13 protein-coding genes are annotated in these 16175 nt (G+C 63.6%); 12 read left to right on the forward strand and 1 reads right to left on the reverse strand.

Features of this window, described 5'->3' with window-relative positions:
- The first annotated feature begins 93 nt into the window (after positions 1-93).
- The 12 genes from glpA (at position 94) to pbpG (ending at position 14528) form a co-directional block, all read left to right on the forward strand.
- On the forward strand, positions 94-1773 hold the full coding sequence (gene glpA, locus CK627_RS16180) for an anaerobic glycerol-3-phosphate dehydrogenase subunit A (protein ID WP_095592857.1): 1680 nt from the start codon (positions 94-96) through the stop codon (positions 1771-1773).
- Positions 1763-3043 (forward strand): glycerol-3-phosphate dehydrogenase subunit GlpB, encoded by a 1281-nt coding sequence (glpB, locus tag CK627_RS16185; protein ID WP_095592858.1) that lies wholly within the window; start codon positions 1763-1765, stop codon positions 3041-3043. Before glpA ends, glpB begins: the two co-directional genes overlap by 11 nt.
- Positions 3044-3094: 51 nt before the next feature.
- Entirely contained in the window at positions 3095-4297 is a 1203-nt protein-coding gene (glpC, locus tag CK627_RS16190) for an anaerobic glycerol-3-phosphate dehydrogenase subunit GlpC (protein ID WP_095592859.1), read from the forward strand.
- 599 nt (positions 4298-4896) lie between these two features.
- Positions 4897-6342 (forward strand): ammonia-forming nitrite reductase cytochrome c552 subunit, encoded by a 1446-nt coding sequence (nrfA, locus tag CK627_RS16195; RefSeq protein WP_095592860.1) that lies wholly within the window; start codon positions 4897-4899, stop codon positions 6340-6342.
- A gap of 51 nt (positions 6343-6393) precedes the next feature.
- Positions 6394-6987 carry a cytochrome c nitrite reductase pentaheme subunit gene (nrfB, locus tag CK627_RS16200; RefSeq protein ID WP_095592861.1) on the forward strand — a complete coding sequence of 198 codons (594 nt, stop codon included), beginning with the start codon at positions 6394-6396 and terminating at the stop codon, positions 6985-6987.
- A complete protein-coding gene (nrfC, locus tag CK627_RS16205) occupies positions 6984-7676 on the forward strand; it encodes a cytochrome c nitrite reductase Fe-S protein (RefSeq protein WP_095592862.1) in 693 nt (230 codons plus the stop codon). The genes nrfB and nrfC overlap by 4 nt, the downstream gene beginning before the upstream one ends.
- A gap of 87 nt (positions 7677-7763) precedes the next feature.
- The gene (gene nrfD / locus CK627_RS16210; RefSeq protein ID WP_095592863.1) at positions 7764-8717 is read left to right on the forward strand and encodes a cytochrome c nitrite reductase subunit NrfD; all 954 of its coding nucleotides are present in this window, start codon (positions 7764-7766) and stop codon (positions 8715-8717) included.
- A 162-nt stretch (positions 8718-8879) separates the two neighbouring features.
- Positions 8880-10841, forward strand: a complete 1962-nt coding sequence (nrfE, locus tag CK627_RS16215) for a heme lyase NrfEFG subunit NrfE (RefSeq protein ID WP_095592864.1) — start codon at positions 8880-8882, stop codon at positions 10839-10841.
- Entirely contained in the window at positions 10838-11425 is a 588-nt protein-coding gene (locus CK627_RS16220; RefSeq protein WP_095592865.1) for a DsbE family thiol:disulfide interchange protein, read from the forward strand. The genes nrfE and CK627_RS16220 overlap by 4 nt, the downstream gene beginning before the upstream one ends.
- On the forward strand, positions 11422-12612 hold the full coding sequence (nrfF, locus tag CK627_RS16225) for a heme lyase NrfEFG subunit NrfF (RefSeq protein ID WP_095592866.1): 1191 nt from the start codon (positions 11422-11424) through the stop codon (positions 12610-12612). Before CK627_RS16220 ends, nrfF begins: the two co-directional genes overlap by 4 nt.
- A 137-nt stretch (positions 12613-12749) precedes the next feature.
- Positions 12750-13205, forward strand: coding sequence for an NUDIX hydrolase (locus tag CK627_RS16230; protein WP_024941569.1), 456 nt, complete (start codon positions 12750-12752; stop codon positions 13203-13205).
- A gap of 402 nt (positions 13206-13607) precedes the next feature.
- Complete coding sequence (pbpG, locus tag CK627_RS16235; RefSeq protein ID WP_017782682.1) at positions 13608-14528, forward strand: D-alanyl-D-alanine endopeptidase; 921 nt, start codon at positions 13608-13610, stop codon at positions 14526-14528.
- Positions 14529-14635: 107 nt separating this feature from the next.
- Here pbpG and CK627_RS16240 read toward each other — a convergent pair whose 3' ends face one another.
- On the reverse strand, positions 14636-16021 hold the full coding sequence (locus tag CK627_RS16240) for a tryptophanase (RefSeq protein ID WP_095592867.1): 1386 nt from the start codon (positions 16019-16021) through the stop codon (positions 14636-14638).
- Positions 16022-16175: the final 154 nt, after the last annotated feature.

The following is a 16175-nucleotide window of genomic DNA, read 5'->3' on the forward strand; positions in this document are numbered from 1 at the left end:
AGCGTTTGCGAACATTAACTTGGCCCATATCAAACATTTCTGCCCAGAGACAGGCCACACTGGCACCATCTGGAAGAGATGAGACGGGCAAGAATGAAAAGAATAACCACACAAGTCGTCATCATAGGGGGTGGCGCCACCGGAGCCGGCATCATGCGCGATTGCGCACTGCGCGGCATCGACTGCATCCTGCTTGAGCGGGACGATATCGCCGCCGGCACCACGGGCCGCAACCATGGCCTGCTTCACTCCGGCGCCCGCTACGCGGTGACGGATCAGGAGTCCGCCCGCGAGTGCATTCAGGAGAACCGCATCCTCAAGCGGATCGCCAGCCACTGCGTCGAGGACACCGGTGGCCTCTTCATCACCCTGCCGGAAGATGACATCAATTTTCAAACTACCTTCATGGACGCCTGCGCCCTGGCGGGCATCGACGCCCGCCAGCTGGATCCCGCCGATGCGCTGCGCCTCGAACCCAACGTCAACCCGGCGCTGATCGGTGCCATCCAGGTGCCGGACGGCACGGTGGACCCCTTCCGCCTGGCCGCCGCCAACGTGCTGGATGCCAAGGAGCACGGCGCCCGCATCTTCACCCACAGCAAGGTGCTTGGGCTCTTGCGCACCCAGGATAGGGTGCACGGGGTCAAGGCCATCAACACCCGCACCGGCGAAGCGTTCGAGGTGGAGTGCCAGGAGGTGATCAACGCCGCCGGCATCTGGGGCCAGCAGATCTGCGAATACGCCGATCTCGGCATCCGCATGTTCCCGGCCAAGGGTTCCCTGCTCATTATGGATTACCGCATCAACCAGCTGGTGCTCAACCGCTGCCGCAAACCGGCGGATGCGGACATCCTGGTGCCGGGCGATACCATCTCCCTCATCGGCACCACCTCGAGCCGCATCGATTACCACAAGATTGACCAGCTCACCGTCGAGCCCGAAGAGGTGGAGGTGCTGCTGCGCGAGGGGATAAAACTGGCCCCCATCATGGCCCGCACCCGATTGCTGCGCGCCTATGCCGGGGTTCGCCCGCTGGTGGCGGTGGATGGCGACGAGTCGGGCCGCAACATCAGCCGCGGCATAGTGCTGCTGGATCACGCCGAGCGGGACGGCCTGCAGGGCTTCAACACCATCACCGGCGGCAAGCTGATGACCTACCGGCTGATGGCCGAATGGGCCACCGATCTGCTGGCCAAGAAACTCGGCAACAGCAAGCCGTGCCGCACCGCCGAGCTGAGCCTGCCCGGCTCGCGGGATCCGGAGAAGGTCTCCGCCCCCGGTCTCTCGGTGCCGGCTGAAGGCTCGGCCCAGTACCGTCACGGCGAGCGGGTCATCGCCTTTTTCCGCGACAATCCCAAGGCCAACGCCCTCATCTGCGAGTGCGAGATGGTGACCGCGGGTGAAATCGAATACGCCCTGCGCGAGCTGGATGTGGACAACCTGGTGGATCTGCGCCGCCGTACTCGCCTCGGCATGGGCCCCTGTCAGGGGGAGCTGTGTGCCTATCGCGCCGCCGGCCTGATGCAGGAATACGGCAAGGCCGACGGCCGCCAAGCCTGCGTCATGCTGCGCCAGTTCCTGGAAGAGCGCTACAAGGGCACCCGCCCCGTGCTGTGGGGCGATGCCCTGCGCGAGGCCGAATTTACCTACTGGATCTACGAGGGGCTGTTCGGCCTTGGCGAGTGGACGGCCCCCCATCTGGTGGCCGAGCCGCCCTTCCCGCAGGACGCCAGCACCGCCAATCCCACCAAGGAGCGCAGCCATGAAATTTGACAGCATCGTTATCGGCGGCGGCATGGCAGGCCTCTCCGCGGCCCTGCGCCTAGCCGAGGCCGGCCAGAAGACCCTGCTGATGGCCTCCGGCCAGAGCGCCCTCCACTTCTCCTCCGGCTCGGTGGATCTGCTGGAGAGCGAGGGAGATCCCCGCACCGCCCTGCCCGCCTTCATGGCCGCCAACCCCGAGCACCCCTACAGCAAGGTGGGGCTGACCCATATCGCGGCCAGCCTCGATGATCTGCAACGTCACTGCGCCGCCCAGGGCTTGCCGCTGTTTCGCCAGGAGCGCAACCACCAGCGGCTGACCCCCATCGGCACCCTCAAAGCCACCTGGCTCTCCCCCGACACCTGTGCCTGCGTGACCGATGCACCGGCCCCCGACGCCATCCTGCTGGCCACCCTGGAGGGATTTCGCGACTTTCACCCCGAGCTCGCGGCCGCCAACCTGGCGACCCATGCGCGCTTCGCCCACTGCCGCATCCTGACCGGGGAAATTCGGCTGCCCCAGCTGGCCGAGTTCAGCCGCAATCCCCACGAGTTTCGCTCCGCCGACATCGCCCGCCTGTTTGACAAGCAGGGCAATGGCCAGCATGACCTGCTGACGGATCTGGCCCGCGAGATCAGCCGCATGGTGCAGGAGAGCGGTGAGCCGCGATGCCGCCACCTGGTGCTGCCCGCCTGCCTGTCGCTGGGGCTGGTCGGCCCGCGCCTGACGGAGCTGGAGCAGCGCACTGGCTGCATCATCAAGGAGGTGGCCACCATGCCGCCGTCGCTTATCGGCATGCGGATGCAGGAGGCCCTCAAGCGCCGCTTCATGGCCCTTGGCGGCACCTTCCTCACCAGCGAGCGGGTGCTGGGAGCCCGTTACGACGGCGATCGGGTCATCGGCGTGCACAGCCAGAATGGCGACGATCAACTCTTTGAAGCGGATAACTTTGTACTCGCCTCCGGCAGCTTCTTCAGCCGCGGGCTGGAGTCGCGCCTGCGCGGCATTCGTGAGCCCATCTTCAACGCCGACGTGCTGAGCCTGCCCGAGCGCGATGCCTGGGCCGGCCGCCGCCTGTTCGACCACCACCCCTTCATGGGCTTCGGGGTCAAGACCGACGACAAGCTCAGAGTGCTGCGTGGCGGCAAACCGCTCGTCAACCTCTACGGCGCCGGCAGTGTGCTGGCGCACTATGACCCCATAAAAGAAGGGTCAGGCTCAGGTGTCGCGGTTGCCACCGGCTGGCAGGCTGCCGGTCACATTTTGAGTTCAGCCCAATGATGATTTCGACCCATATCCCGTGCCTTCACACCCAACGGGAGGAGAACTGACATGCTACTGGATCATGCCAACCAAACCTTCGATCAGTGCATCAAATGCACCGTCTGTACCGCCTACTGCCCGGTGGCCAAGGCCAACCCGGCCTACCCAGGCCCCAAGCAGGCGGGCCCGGATGGGGAGCGGCTGCGCATCAAGAGCCCGGAGCTCTTTGACAGCGCCCTCAAGTACTGCACCAACTGCAAGCGCTGCGAGGTGGCCTGCCCGAGCGGAGTGCGCATCGGCGACATCATCGCCAAGGCCAAGCACCAGTACAGCGGCTTCAAGCCGGGGATCCGCGAGTTCGTGCTCTCCCACACCGACCTGATGGGCAGCATGTCCACCCTGATGGCCCCGGTGGTCAACTTCACCACCGGCCTCAAGCCGATGAAGCTGGTGCTGGACAAGGCGCTGGGGGTCTCCTCCCACCGCGACCTGCCCAAGTACTCCCAGGGCACCTTCCGCGGCTGGTACAAGAAGCAGAAAGCGAGTCAGGCCCGCTTCGAGCGCCAGATCGCCTACTTCCACGGCTGCTACGTCAACTACAACCACCCGCAGCTTGGCAAGGAGCTGGTGCAAGTGCTCAACGCCATGAACATCGGCGTCCAGTTGCTGGAGCGGGAGAAGTGCTGCGGCGTGCCGTTGATTGCCAACGGCTTCATGGACAAGGCCAAGCAGCAGGCGGCTTTCAACATCCAGCAGCTGGAGAACACCCTGCTCGGCAACGAGATGCCGCTCTTGGCCACCTCCTCCACCTGCGGCTTTACCCTGCGCGACGAATATCCCCACCTGCTGGAGCAGGACAACCACAAGGTGCGCGATCGCATCTCGCTGGTGACCCGCTTCCTGTGGAACGAGTTCTATCAGGGCAACAAGCCGGCGATGAAACCGCTCAATCTGCACATCGCCTACCACACCCCCTGCCACATGGAGAAGATGGGGGGCGTCATCTATACCCTCGAGCTGCTGCGCGCCATCCCCGGCGTCAAGGTGACCGTGCTGGACTCCCAGTGCTGCGGCATCGCCGGCACCTACGGCTTCAAGTCGGAGAACTACCAGACCAGCCAGACCATCGGCGAGGGGCTGTTTGATCAGATAAACCGGCTCAAGCCCGATCTGGTCATCACCGACTGCGAAACCTGCAAATGGCAGATCGAGATGAGCACGGCGTTCCGCTGCGAACACCCCATCCACCTGTTGGCCCAGGCACTGGCCTGATCCCCTTGTCACGCCCGGCCAGACGGCCCGCTCGGCAAAAAGGCCGACAAGCAAATACCAGATGGAAAAAGAGCCGGCAATTGCCGGCTCTTTTTACTGGATCATCGTTCGAATAGGCCATGGTATCCATGGACAATCCCCTGATTGAATCCGGCAATCAGGGGATCATCATGACTCCCTTTCCTGAATTTATTAATGCATATATATTCATTAGGAATTTTCTATCCCTAAATGAATACAGCTCGCGCCATTTGATGCACATTTCCTTGCCGGATGCGGGCTGGCGGGCAACTGTGCCCACTGTCGCCAGGCAGCGGCGTTAACAATGGTGCAATAAGTTGAGTTTCCTCATAATTTAACCGGGATCTCATTTCCGCTTGTTGCCGGCTCCGCCAATTGATCTAGCGCAATCCCGCCCCCGATAAATCATCATTCGTTTTACCCATTTGGTAATATCCAGCTCGAGCAATCGCATAAATACATGGGTTTTATTCACTAATAACAATTAATCGGCCTGCCTGCTCCTGCCTTGCGTGGGGGCTGATGCCCAGCTCCAGGATGGAACGGTCAGGCTTGGCAATGAGATCGATTTGGGAGTGATGATCGTGAGTTCACACAACAGACAGACCAGGCTGGGCCTCGCCGCCCTGCTGCTTACCACCTGCCTTGGCACCAGCGGCTGGGCACAAGCGGCCGACGAAGCTCAGCCCAAGGGCAAAGTAGAGGCGCGCAGCGAGCTGTTCGCCAAGGATCACGCCGATCAGTTCAGCAGCTGGAAGGCGACCGGCGAGAGCCGCGAGCGCACCGATGCCCTGGCCGAGGACCCCAACATGGTGGTGCTCTGGGCCGGCTACGCCTTCGCCAAGGATTACAACAAACCCCGCGGCCACTTCTATGCGCTGACCGACGTGCGGGAGACCCTGCGTACCGGCGCCCCCAAGAGCGCCGAGGATGGCCCCCTGCCCATGGCCTGCTGGAGCTGCAAAGGCCCGGACGTGGCCCGCGTCATCGACGAGAAGGGTGAGGATGGCTACTTCAAGGGGATGTGGGCAAAAGGTGGGCCGGAAATCGTCAACACCATCGGCTGCGCCGACTGCCACGACACCGCCTCGAAAGAGTTCAAGGAGGGCAAACCCGCCCTGCACCTCTCCCGTCCCTATGCCGACCGGGCCATGACCGCCATTGGCAAGCCGTTCAAGGAGCAGGGCCGGTTCGATCAGCAGTCCCAGGTGTGCGGTCAGTGCCACGTGGAGTACTACTTCACCGGCCCCACCAAGGCGGTGAAATTCCCCTGGGACAAGGGCACCACGGTGGAGCAGATGGAGCAGTATTACGACGAGATAGGCTTCGCCGACTGGACCCACGCCCTCTCCAAGACCCCCATGCTCAAAGCCCAGCACCCCGAGTACGAGACCTGGCGCGCCGGCATTCACGGCCAGAACAACGTCGCCTGCGTCGACTGCCACATGCCCAAGGTGCAGAACGAACAGGGCAAGGTCTACACGGATCACAAGGTGGGCAACCCCTTCGATCGCTTCGATCAGACCTGCCGCAACTGCCACACCCAGAACAAGGAGATGCTGCAAGGGGTGGTCAAGCAGCGCAAGGATGCCATTCACGATCTCAAGCTCAGGGTCGAGAAGCAGCTGGTGCACGCCCACTTTGAAGCCAAGACCGCCTGGGATGCCGGCGCCACCGAGGCCGAAATGAAGGACATCCTGCAGGACATCCGTCACGCCCAATGGCGCTGGGACTTCTCCATCGCCTCCCACGGGGTGCAGATGCACGCCCCGGAAGTGGCGCTGCGCATGCTGGGGACCGCCCTGGACAAGGCCGCCGATGCCCGCACCAAGCTGGCACGCCTGCTGGCCGCCAAGGGGCTCAGCCAGGAGATCGCCATTCCAGACATCTCCAGCAAGGAGAAGGCCCAGGCCGCTCTTGGCATGGACATGAAGCAGATGAACAGCGACAAGGCCCAGTTCCTCAAGACCACAGTCCCCGCCTGGGATGCCGAGGCCAAAGCGGCCGGACGGCTCGCACAATGACGAGGCAGGCGGGCCCGCAGTGTCGGGCCCGCCGCCGGATGGAGGCTTCCTATGGGTGATTTAACGATGGATTTCTTACGACTGATGCTGATGGCAGCCATGCTGCTGACCAGCCTGCAGGGCCAGGCCGCCGATGCGGCAACCGCCCCGGCACCGACTACACATGAAGTGGAATTTCTGCGCAGTGCCGACAAGGCCTGTACCGACTGCCACAAGGAGCAGGAGTACGGCATGCACGGCAAGCATGGCCAGGCGACCAACCCCAACAACCTGGCGCCGGTCACCTGCACCAACTGCCATGGTCAGCCCTCCCCCAAACACAGGGAAGGGGTCAAGGACGTGATGCGCTTTAGCGACAGCTTCAACAACAAACAGAGCACCGAGAGCTACCCCATCGCCGAGCAGAACGGGGTCTGCATGAGCTGTCACGAGCCCAAACCGCTGCGCGAGGCGCTCTGGGCCCACGACGTGCACGCCACCAAGCTCACCTGCACCAGCTGCCACCAGCTGCACCCGGCCAAGGAGCCCATGGTGGCAATTCCGGAGAAATCCCGCATCAAGCTCTGCGTCGACTGCCACAGCAAGCAGCATGAGGCCGTCAAGGCGGCCAAGGCGAACACCACCTCGGGCAAGGAGGCACAATGAGCTGCTCTCGCCGTCACTTCATGGCGGGGATGAGCGCGGGGGCCCTCATCATGATGACGGGGGCTGCTCGTGCCAACACCCGCTCCCTTGCCACCACCCTCGCCCACAGCCAGACCATCGACGGGGTACGCTTTGGCATGATCCACGACGAGACGGCCTGCATCGGCTGTACCGCCTGCATGGATGCCTGCCGGGAGGTGAATCAGGTGCCAGAGGGGGTCTCGCGCCTCGAGATCATCCGCTCCGGCCCCATCGGTGAATTTCCCGATGCCGAGTACCACTTCTTTCGCAAGTCCTGCCAGCACTGCGACAACGCCCCCTGCGTGCACGTCTGTCCCACCGGTGCCTCCCATATCCGCAAGGAAGATGGCATCGTCGACGTCAACCCGGATCTCTGCGTCGGCTGCATGTACTGTCTGGCTGCCTGCCCCTATCAGGTGCGCTTTATCAACCCTGTGACCAAGGTGGCCGACAAGTGCGACTTTTGCCGCAAGACCAACCTGGCTGCGGGCAAGGAGCCGGCGTGCGTGGAATCCTGCCCCACCAAGGCGCTGGTGTTCGGCAATCTGGATGACCCGGACAGCCCCATCGCCAAACGGCTGGTGAAGGAGACCACCTATCGCTACAAGCAGGCACTCGGCACCTCGCCCAAGATGTACCGCGTGCCCAAAGGGGAGATAAAGTCATGACCATGCAAGAGGCGTTTCACTTCCCCTCCCTCGTGTGGGGATTTGTCCGATCGCCATCTACCGCAGTAACAGAAGGAGGAATGGATCATGTTGCATGACGCATTTCACTTCCCTTCCCTCGTGTGGGACTGGCCCATCGCCATCTATCTCTTTCTGCTCGGCATCTCCGCCGGGGCCACCACCCTCTCGGTGCTGCTGCGCCGCAAGGGGGCCGGCAGCGAGAGCGGCATCATCAAGGCGACTGCCATTCTGGCGCCGGTGAGCGTGGTGCTGGGGTTACTGATCCTCATCTTCCACCTGGCCCGCCCCTGGACCTTCTGGAAGCTGATGTTCCACTACCAGTTCGACTCCGTGATGTCGATGGGGGTCATGCTGTTCCAGGTCTACATGGCGGTGCTGTTCGCCTGGCTGGCGGTGGTGTTTCGCTCCGAAATTGAGACCTTGCGTCGTCACCTGCTGCAAGAGAAGTTCGCCTTTGTGGATAATCTCATCGTTTGGCTCGCCCGCATCGAGCGGCTGCTGGCGCCGCTCTTGCTGCTGCTTGCCGTGCTCTTGGGGGCCTACACCGGCTTTCTGTTGTCGGCGCTCAAGACCTATCCGCTGTTGAACAACCCGGTACTGCCGGTGCTGTTCCTCATCTCAGGCGTCAGCTCTGGCATCGCCTCCACCATCTTGCTGGCGGTCACCCTGTTCAAGGAGAACCATCACAGCCTAGGGGTGAGCTTTGTCCATCGCTTCGAGCGGCCGGTGCTGGCAGTGGAGGTGTTGCTGCTGGTCTGCTTCTTTACCGGCCTCTACTTCGGTGGCGGCCAGAAGGAGGCCGCCATGTGGGCCGCCATCGGCAGCGGCTTCTGGGCTCAGGTGTTCTGGCTCGGGGTGGTGGGCATCGGCATGCTGCTGCCCCAGTTGCTGACCCTGCTAGCCCCCGCGCCGCTGCGGGCCAAAAACGGCTATCTGGTGCTGGTCTGCAGCCTGACTCTGGTGGGGATCCTGCTGCTGCGCTACTTCGTGCTATACGCCGGCCAGATGACAGTAATTTAAAGACATGATCACCAGCGCCAGCCGCCCTCCGGTGACTGGCGCTGACTTGTTGCGATGAGTTGTTGCGATTGGTTGTTGCCAGAGAGGTGGATGTTATCCCCCAGCGCCGGTACGGTGCAGACGCTGCGGCATAACATAGACGAATGATTGACTGGAGGTTGTGTGCTGGCGGAGCTCGGCTATCTCTCACTGTTGCTGGCGACCGGGCTCGCCCTGCTGCAAGGCACCCTGCCCTGGCTGGGATTGCGGCTCGCCTCACGCCCGCTGCTGGGCTGCGCAACACCGCTGGCCCTCCTGGTCGCGCTCCTGCTCGGGGCAGCCCTGCTGCTGCTCGCCAGCGGTTTTCGCCAGGATGACTTCACCCTGGTCTATGTGGCCCAGCACGCCAACAGCGCCCTGCCCCTTGGCTTCAAGCTGGCGGCCGTGTGGGGCGGCCACGAGGGCTCCATGCTCTTTTTCGTCTTTGCGCTGGGGCTGTGGGGCGCGCTGGTCGCCCTTTGCTCCAAACGGGTCGATCCGCTGATCACAACACGGGTATTGGCCATCATGGGGCTGATCGTCGGGCTGTTCGGCCTCTATACCCTGATCTTCTCCAGCCCGTTTGACCGCCAGTTCCCAGGGCCGCTGGAGGGGCGCGATCTCAACCCCATGCTGCAGGACATCGGCCTCATCATCCACCCGCCCCTGCTCTATCTCGGTTACGTCGGCTTTGCGGTCAACTTCGCCTTCGCCATGGCGGCGCTGCATTCGGGTCGGCTTGATGGCGCCGTGGCCCACTGGAGCCGCCCCTGGGCACTCGGCTCCTGGGTGTTTCTCACCGCCGGCATCGTGCTGGGCTCCTGGTGGGCCTATTACGAGCTCGGCTGGGGCGGCTGGTGGTTCTGGGATCCGGTGGAAAATGCCTCTCTCTTGCCCTGGCTGCTCGGCACCGCCCTGCTGCACGCCCTGGTGGTGTGCGAGAAGCGCGGCGCTTACGGCCACGCCGTGCTGCTGCTCTCCATCTTTACTTTCTCGCTGAGCCTGCTCGGCACCTTCGTGGTGCGCTCCGGGGTGCTCACCTCGGTGCACGCCTTTGCGGTGGACCCCAGCCGCGGCCTCACCCTCTTGTTGTTGCTCGGCTTGCTATTGACCTGCGCCCTCACCCTGTTTGCCCTGCGGGCGGACATTCGCGCCCCCTATGCCCGCTTTGGCTTGCTGTCAAAAGAGGGGCTGCTCGGCGCCGCCATCCTGCTGCTCAGCGTGGCCTGCGCCAGCGTGCTGCTCGGCACCTTCTACCCCATGGTGTTCCAGTCGCTCCATCTGGGCTCGCTCTCGGTGGGCGCCCCCTATTTCAATACCATCTTCGTGCCGCTGGCCCTCTGCCTGATGGCGCTGATGACCCAGCTGCCGCGCCTGCGCTGGCAGCATCTGGCAGCCCAGCGCCGCATCAGGGTGCTGCTCCCATGCCTGCTCGGCCTGCTGGGGGGCGCCTTGCTGAGCCTCGCCTATCCCGAGACGCTGCGGGCAAGCTGGCTGGGGCTTGCGGCCAACGTGCTGAGCCTCTGGCTGATGGCCAGCCTGCTGCTCCCGCTCTTGCAACCGATCGCCCTGCGCGAACTCACCCTCAATCGGCTTGGCAGCCTGCTGGCCCACCTCGGGGTGGCAGTGTGCGCCCTCGGCATTGCGCAGGTGAGTCACCACAGTCAGGAGGGGGGCGCGGTACTCGCCGCAGGCCAGCCCTATCGGCTCGGCGCCTTCGAGTTTCGCTATGAGGGGAGCGAGCCGCTCATCGGCCCTAACTACACCGCCGAGCGCATCACCTTGAGCGCGCATAAAGACGGTAAAGAGGTGGCGCGGCTGACGCCGGAGCGGCGCCACTACAGCGTGCGCACCATGAACATGAACGAGCCCGGGATCAAATGGGGAATGCTTGGCGATCTCTACGTGGTGCTTGGCGAGAAGATGGGGCCAGGCGCCTATGCCATGCGGCTGCACTACAAGCCGCTGGTGCGCTGGATCTGGCTCGGCGGCCTGTTGATGATGGCGGGTGGCGCCCTGCGCCTGCTCGCCCGCCGGCCGCTGCTGGCTAACCATCCTGCGCCAGCGACCGCCCCCTACCCTCGGCTCGAACAGGAGTCCTTATGAACGCCCGTCTGCGCCTGTTCGTGCCACTCATGCTCACCCTGGGGCTCGGTGCCCTGCTCTGGCTCGGCCTTGGCAACAACCCCTACAGCCAGGATGAGGCCGTCGCAGGGCGCACCCTGCCGGCCTGGCAGAGTGACGATCTGCTTGGTGGCGCCCCCATCTACACCGCGGCGCTCAAGGGGGAGCCCTTCGTGCTCAACGTCTGGGCCAGCTGGTGCCCCAACTGCCGCGCCGAGCATCCGCTGCTGGGTGAGCTGGCTAGCGCCGTGCCCCTCTACGGCCTCAACTACCGGGACAAGGGGAACGCCGCCCGCGCCTGGCTCACCGAGGCGGGCAACCCCTATCGCGCCGTGCTGGCCGACCCCGACGGCCGACTCGCGCTGGAGCTCGGCGTCTACGGCACGCCGGAGACCTATCTCTTTGCCGGCGACGGCACCCTGCTGACCCGCCACACGGGTGAGCTCACCCGGGAAGTCTGGCAACGCCAGTTTGCCCCCCTGCTGGCAAAGGCCCGCAGCAACACCGCCAGCCAGCCCGAAGTGGAGAGAGAAGTGGAGAAACAAGTGCAGGAGAGCAAGCAATGAGCCGTCTCGGCCACGCCCTGATCGCGCCACTCTTGCTGACATTGAGCCTCGGGGCCCTTGCCAGTGGGGTCGACACCTATGAGTTTCGCCACCCAGAGCGGCAGACCCGTGCTCAGGAATTGGCTCGCGCCCTGCGCTGCCCCCAGTGCCAGAACCAGAACCTGGTGGAGTCCAACTCCCCCATCGCCCGGGATCTGCGGCTCGAGGTCTACCGCTGGGTGGACGAGGGGCAGTCTGATGAGCAGGTGATCGCCCGCATGACAGAGCGCTTCGGCGATTTCGTGCGCTACGATCCCCCCTTCAAGCGCAGCACGGCGCTGCTGTGGGGCGGCCCCGCCCTCTTGCTGTTGTTGGCGCTCAGTCGCCTGCGCAGGAGCCTGCATCGCCGGCAACCGACCCGGGTGCCGCTTGTCGGCGACAGAGCCGAGGGGGCGCTCGCCCAGGACCCCAGGGCCGAGCTGAACCGGCTGATCATGGCCGAGCAGCAGGCGGGGCTTGCCCCCCACAGCCGCCTCTACCGGGAGCTGGAGCTGGCCCGTCTCGCCAACGCCACCCCCACCGCCGAGCAGGCCCTGCGCGACCGGCTGATAAGAGATAGCACCACCCGTCCGCAGCTTAGGCTGCGCTCCTGGGTACTACTTGGGGCCCTGCTGCTGGCGCTGATGGCCGGCATTTATGCCGGCACCGGCCGCTATCAGGCGTGGCAGGCTTATCAGTCGCGCCCCGATCCGCTGGCGGGATTGAGCCCGCGGGATCTGCAGGACAAGGAGCTGGGCGCCCTGCACCAGCGCCTGCAAGCCAACCCCGCCGATCTCGACGGCTGGGCGGCGCTCGGTCAGTTGTATTTGTATCGGGACGAGTACGCCAACGCCCTGCTCGCCTACCAGCGTCTCGCCCTGCAAGAAGGAGGCGCCAGCGCGGCGACCCAGGCCGCCCAGGCTACCGTGCTCTACTACCAGGCGGGCCAACAACTCACCCCCGAGGCGCAGCGCCTGCTGGGTAGCGCGCTCAAACAGGACAAGGGCGAGGTGAGCGCCCTGATGCTGCTCGCCTCCGATCACTTCCTGCACGGTCGCTACTCCCGGGCCATCGCCCTCTGGCAGCAGTTGCTGGACGAGGAGCGCCCCCGCATCAACCGGGCCGCGCTGATCGAGGCGATCCAGACCGCCCGTATGATGGGAGGCTGACCGCACGCGTGACCGAGGCTGAATGCCCCTGTCACGTTGGACCCGCAAAAACTCCGCCGGCAGGGAAATCACTTGCCAACCTCCCGTCGGCGGCCGAACAATAGGCGTCCATTGAACCTGTTATTAGAGCCTATCCCATGATCCCCATTCGCTGTAAAACCGTCTCCGGTGTCGCCCTCTCAACGATTGATGGTGAAACAAAGCTGCTGGTGATGAAACGCGTAAAGGGTGGTTTCTGGTGCCATGTGGCGGGCACGGTCGAGGCGGGGGAAACCGGCTGGCAGACCATTATTCGCGAATTTGGCGAGGAGACGGGTATCAGAGTTTGCGAGTTATACACAGCCCATTATCTGGAACAATTTTACGAAAGCGTTTCAAATACGGTGGAGGTAGTGCCGGTCTTTGTGGTCTATTGCCCGCCCAATCAGGTGGTCACCCTCAATGATGAGCACACCGAATATCGCTGGTGCACCTTGGCCGAGGCCAAGGCACTGGTGAGTTTCCCCGGCCAGCAGGCACTCTATGATCACCTCTGGCACTACTTTGTCGAAAACAGCCCCTCGGCGCTGATGCGGGTAGCCATGACGCCATAGCGCGTGAATGCCAGGAGCCCTCTCGTTATCTTCTTGATCCTGTGGTGATCCGTCGCCGGCCATGGCCGCCATCAGCACATGTAGCCGCCCCTGATCAGGCCGTTTTCAACAGAGATGATCACCAAGAATGAGTGAAGATAGGGACGCAGGCAATAGAGACCGCTAAAAGATCGATCATCTGACGGCAAGAGGGCGCCACCAGCCGCACACTGCAGCCATGTTTCTCACGCCGACCAACCCTATCATTACTCGTATGAAGCCGCCCATAGCGCTCATTACCGTTATTTCAAGGTGCGCCATCCCATAAAATTGAAATATCGGGCCATTAGACGTTGTGAAGCGTCAATTACCGTCATATAACTTAGCCAAATATCCCTGTCAGCCGTACGGTAGCGTCAAATCATGATTACTCGCCCTTTTCTTACCCTGTTGCTCGGTGCCTTCCTCGTTCCCGTCAGCATGGAGAGCGCTCAAGCCAATCCGTTTTCAGCCCAGTCCCACTCCCCCAACAGCTTTCTGGAGCAGCGCAACGATCTGGCGCTGAGCTCCGCCGCCTTCGTGGTGGCCAACCCGCGCACCGGTGAAGTGCTGTCGGAGCGCAACGCCAACCGGGTGATGCCGATAGCCTCCATCACCAAGCTGATGACGGCACTGGTGGTGCTCGATGCCAACCAGCGTCTCTCCGAGATGCTGACCGTTACCATGGCCGACGTGGACAGGCTCAAGGGCACCGGATCGCGACTGGCGGTGGGCTCGCGCCTGAGCCGAGCCGACATGCTGCATATCGCCCTGATGTCGTCGGAAAACCGCGCCGCCTCGGCGCTGGCCAGAAACTACCCGGGTGGCCAGCGCGCCTTCATCGAGGCGATGAATGCCAAGGCCCGCATGCTCGGCATGTGGAGCACCCAGTTCTCCGACAGTACCGGGCTCACCCCTCGCAACGTCTCCAGCGCCCACGATCTCGCCAAGCTGGTGGCGGCGGCATCCACCTATCCGCTCATTCGCCAGTACTCCTCCACCGAGGAGCGCATGGTGCGCAACGGCAAGCGTCAGCTGCACTACCTCAACTCCAACCGACTGGTGCGCGAAGGGAGCTGGCCCATCTCCCTCTCCAAGACCGGTTACATCCGCGAGGCGGGGCGCTGCCTGGTGATGGCCACCCAGATCAACCGCGAGCCGGTGATCATGGTGCTGCTCAACGCCGACACTCCCAACGCCCGGGTGGCCGATGCCAAGCGGATCAAATCCTGGCTGGAGACCTCCGGTCGTATGAGCCTGACCGCCCAGTCCAGCCCCCGGACCAAGCTGTTCAGCAGCCAGTAAGGCTCCCGGCGATCATCGTCAAAAAAGCCCCCGCATCCAGGTGCGGGGGCTTTTGTTGTTGAGCCTTGTGGCCAAGCCTGCTGGCTACGGCGCCGACGTGCTGGCGATCAGATCGGCTTGAGCCGCGCGGTGAAGTGACGTAGCAGCGGCGGCTCGTAGTCAAAGGTGAGCCCACGAATGTCGCTGGCCCGCGCTTTCACCGCGATCAGGCAGTCGGCCACGTAGTCCATGTGATCCCGGGTGTAGACCCGACGCGGAATGGTGAGTCGCAACAGCTCAAAGTCCGCCGCCTCCTGCTTGCCGGTGACGGGATCGCGCCCCAGCAGCAGGGAGCCTATCTCCACCCCGCGCACACCCCCTTCCAGATAGAGCTCGCAGGCGAGCGCATGGGCCGGGAACTGCCCGGCCGGAATATGGGGCAGCAGCTTCTTGGCGTCCACAAAGACCGCATGACCGCCGGTGGGAGTCTGGATGGGAATGCCTGCCTCGGCCAGCCGTTCGCCCAGATAAGCCACCTGACTGATGCGATAGGTGAGATACTCCTCATCCATCCCCTCGCGCAGGCCGATGGCGAGCGCCGCCATGTCCCGCCCGGCAAGGCCGCCATAGGTGACAAACCCCTCCATCGCCACGCAGCGCACCTGCACCGCGCGAAACAGGTCGAGATCCTCTTTAAAGCAGCAGAGCCCGCCGATATTGACCAGCCCGTCCTTCTTGGCCGACATGGTGAAGATGTCCCCCAGCGCAAACATCTGGCGCACTATCTCCTTGATGCTGCACTTGGCATAGGCCGGGTCCCGCTCCTTGATAAACCAGGCGTTCTCGGCAAAACGGGCGGCGTCGATCACCACCGGAATATAGTGGCGACGGGCCAGCTCGGCGACCGCCTCCATATTGGCCATGGAGACCGGCTGGCCACCGGCGCTGTTGCAGGTGACCGTGATGATGATGCCGGCCACGTTGGCGGCCCCCAGGGTTTCGATGGTGTCGCTCAGGCGAGGGAGATCAAAATCCCCCTTCCAAGCGTAGGGGGCCATGGTGTCGAGGGCTTTCGGGGTGAGCAGGTTGATGGCCCGCGCGCCGGCCAACTCCACGTGGGCCTTGGTGGTGTCGAAGTGGTAGTTGGAGATGAAGACCGGCGCCTTGCCCCGGCAGCGCTTGACCAGCTCCGGGAAGAGGATCTGCTCGGCCCCGCGCCCCTGGTGGGTGGGCATCACATGCTGGTAACCAAAGATCTCGCGCACCGTGCGCTCCAGCTCGACGAAGTTGCGGCTGCCCGCATAGGCCTCGTCCCCCATCATGATGCCCGCCCACTGACGATCGGACATGGCACCTGTGCCGCTGTCGGTCAGCAGATCGATGTAGACATCCTCGGCCAGCAGCAGGAAGGGGTTCCAGCCAGCGGCCTCGAGGGCGGCGCGGCGCTCGGCGCCAGTGGTCTGTTTGATGGGCTCGACCATCTTGATACGAAACGGTTCGGGTATACGACGCATAAAAGACTCCTCACCGGCGCAACGCCAGTGTGTTTGAAATTGGAATTGGTAAAGAGGCCGGGGCGATCAGGGTCGTCCGGCTGACAAATTCAAACGGCGGCTGCCGCCAATCAGCGGTGAGGAAAGTCGAGGGTCAGAATGGGATCCCGGGTGT

The sequence above is a fragment of the Aeromonas dhakensis genome, assembly GCF_002285935.1.
Taxonomy (GTDB): Bacteria; Pseudomonadota; Gammaproteobacteria; order Enterobacterales; family Aeromonadaceae; genus Aeromonas; species Aeromonas dhakensis.

Excerpts from the sequence above, each read along its gene's own strand:
- glpA (WP_095592857.1), top strand. The coding sequence starts at position 94 with ATGAAAAGAATAACCACACAAGTCGTCATCATAGGGGGTGGCGCCACC.
- glpB (WP_095592858.1), top strand. The coding sequence starts at position 1,763 with ATGAAATTTGACAGCATCGTTATCGGCGGCGGCATGGCAGGCCTCTCC.
- glpC (WP_095592859.1), top strand. The coding sequence starts at position 3,095 with ATGCTACTGGATCATGCCAACCAAACCTTCGATCAGTGCATCAAATGC.
- nrfA (WP_095592860.1), top strand. The coding sequence starts at position 4,897 with ATGATCGTGAGTTCACACAACAGACAGACCAGGCTGGGCCTCGCCGCC.
- nrfB (WP_095592861.1), top strand. The coding sequence starts at position 6,394 with ATGGGTGATTTAACGATGGATTTCTTACGACTGATGCTGATGGCAGCC.
- nrfC (WP_095592862.1), top strand. The coding sequence starts at position 6,984 with ATGAGCTGCTCTCGCCGTCACTTCATGGCGGGGATGAGCGCGGGGGCC.
- nrfD (WP_095592863.1), top strand. The coding sequence starts at position 7,764 with ATGTTGCATGACGCATTTCACTTCCCTTCCCTCGTGTGGGACTGGCCC.
- CK627_RS16220 (WP_095592865.1), top strand. The coding sequence starts at position 10,838 with ATGAACGCCCGTCTGCGCCTGTTCGTGCCACTCATGCTCACCCTGGGG.
- nrfF (WP_095592866.1), top strand. The coding sequence starts at position 11,422 with ATGAGCCGTCTCGGCCACGCCCTGATCGCGCCACTCTTGCTGACATTG.
- CK627_RS16230 (WP_024941569.1), top strand. The coding sequence starts at position 12,750 with ATGATCCCCATTCGCTGTAAAACCGTCTCCGGTGTCGCCCTCTCAACG.
- pbpG (WP_017782682.1), top strand. The coding sequence starts at position 13,608 with ATGATTACTCGCCCTTTTCTTACCCTGTTGCTCGGTGCCTTCCTCGTT.
- CK627_RS16240 (WP_095592867.1), bottom strand. The coding sequence starts at position 16,021 with ATGCGTCGTATACCCGAACCGTTTCGTATCAAGATGGTCGAGCCCATC.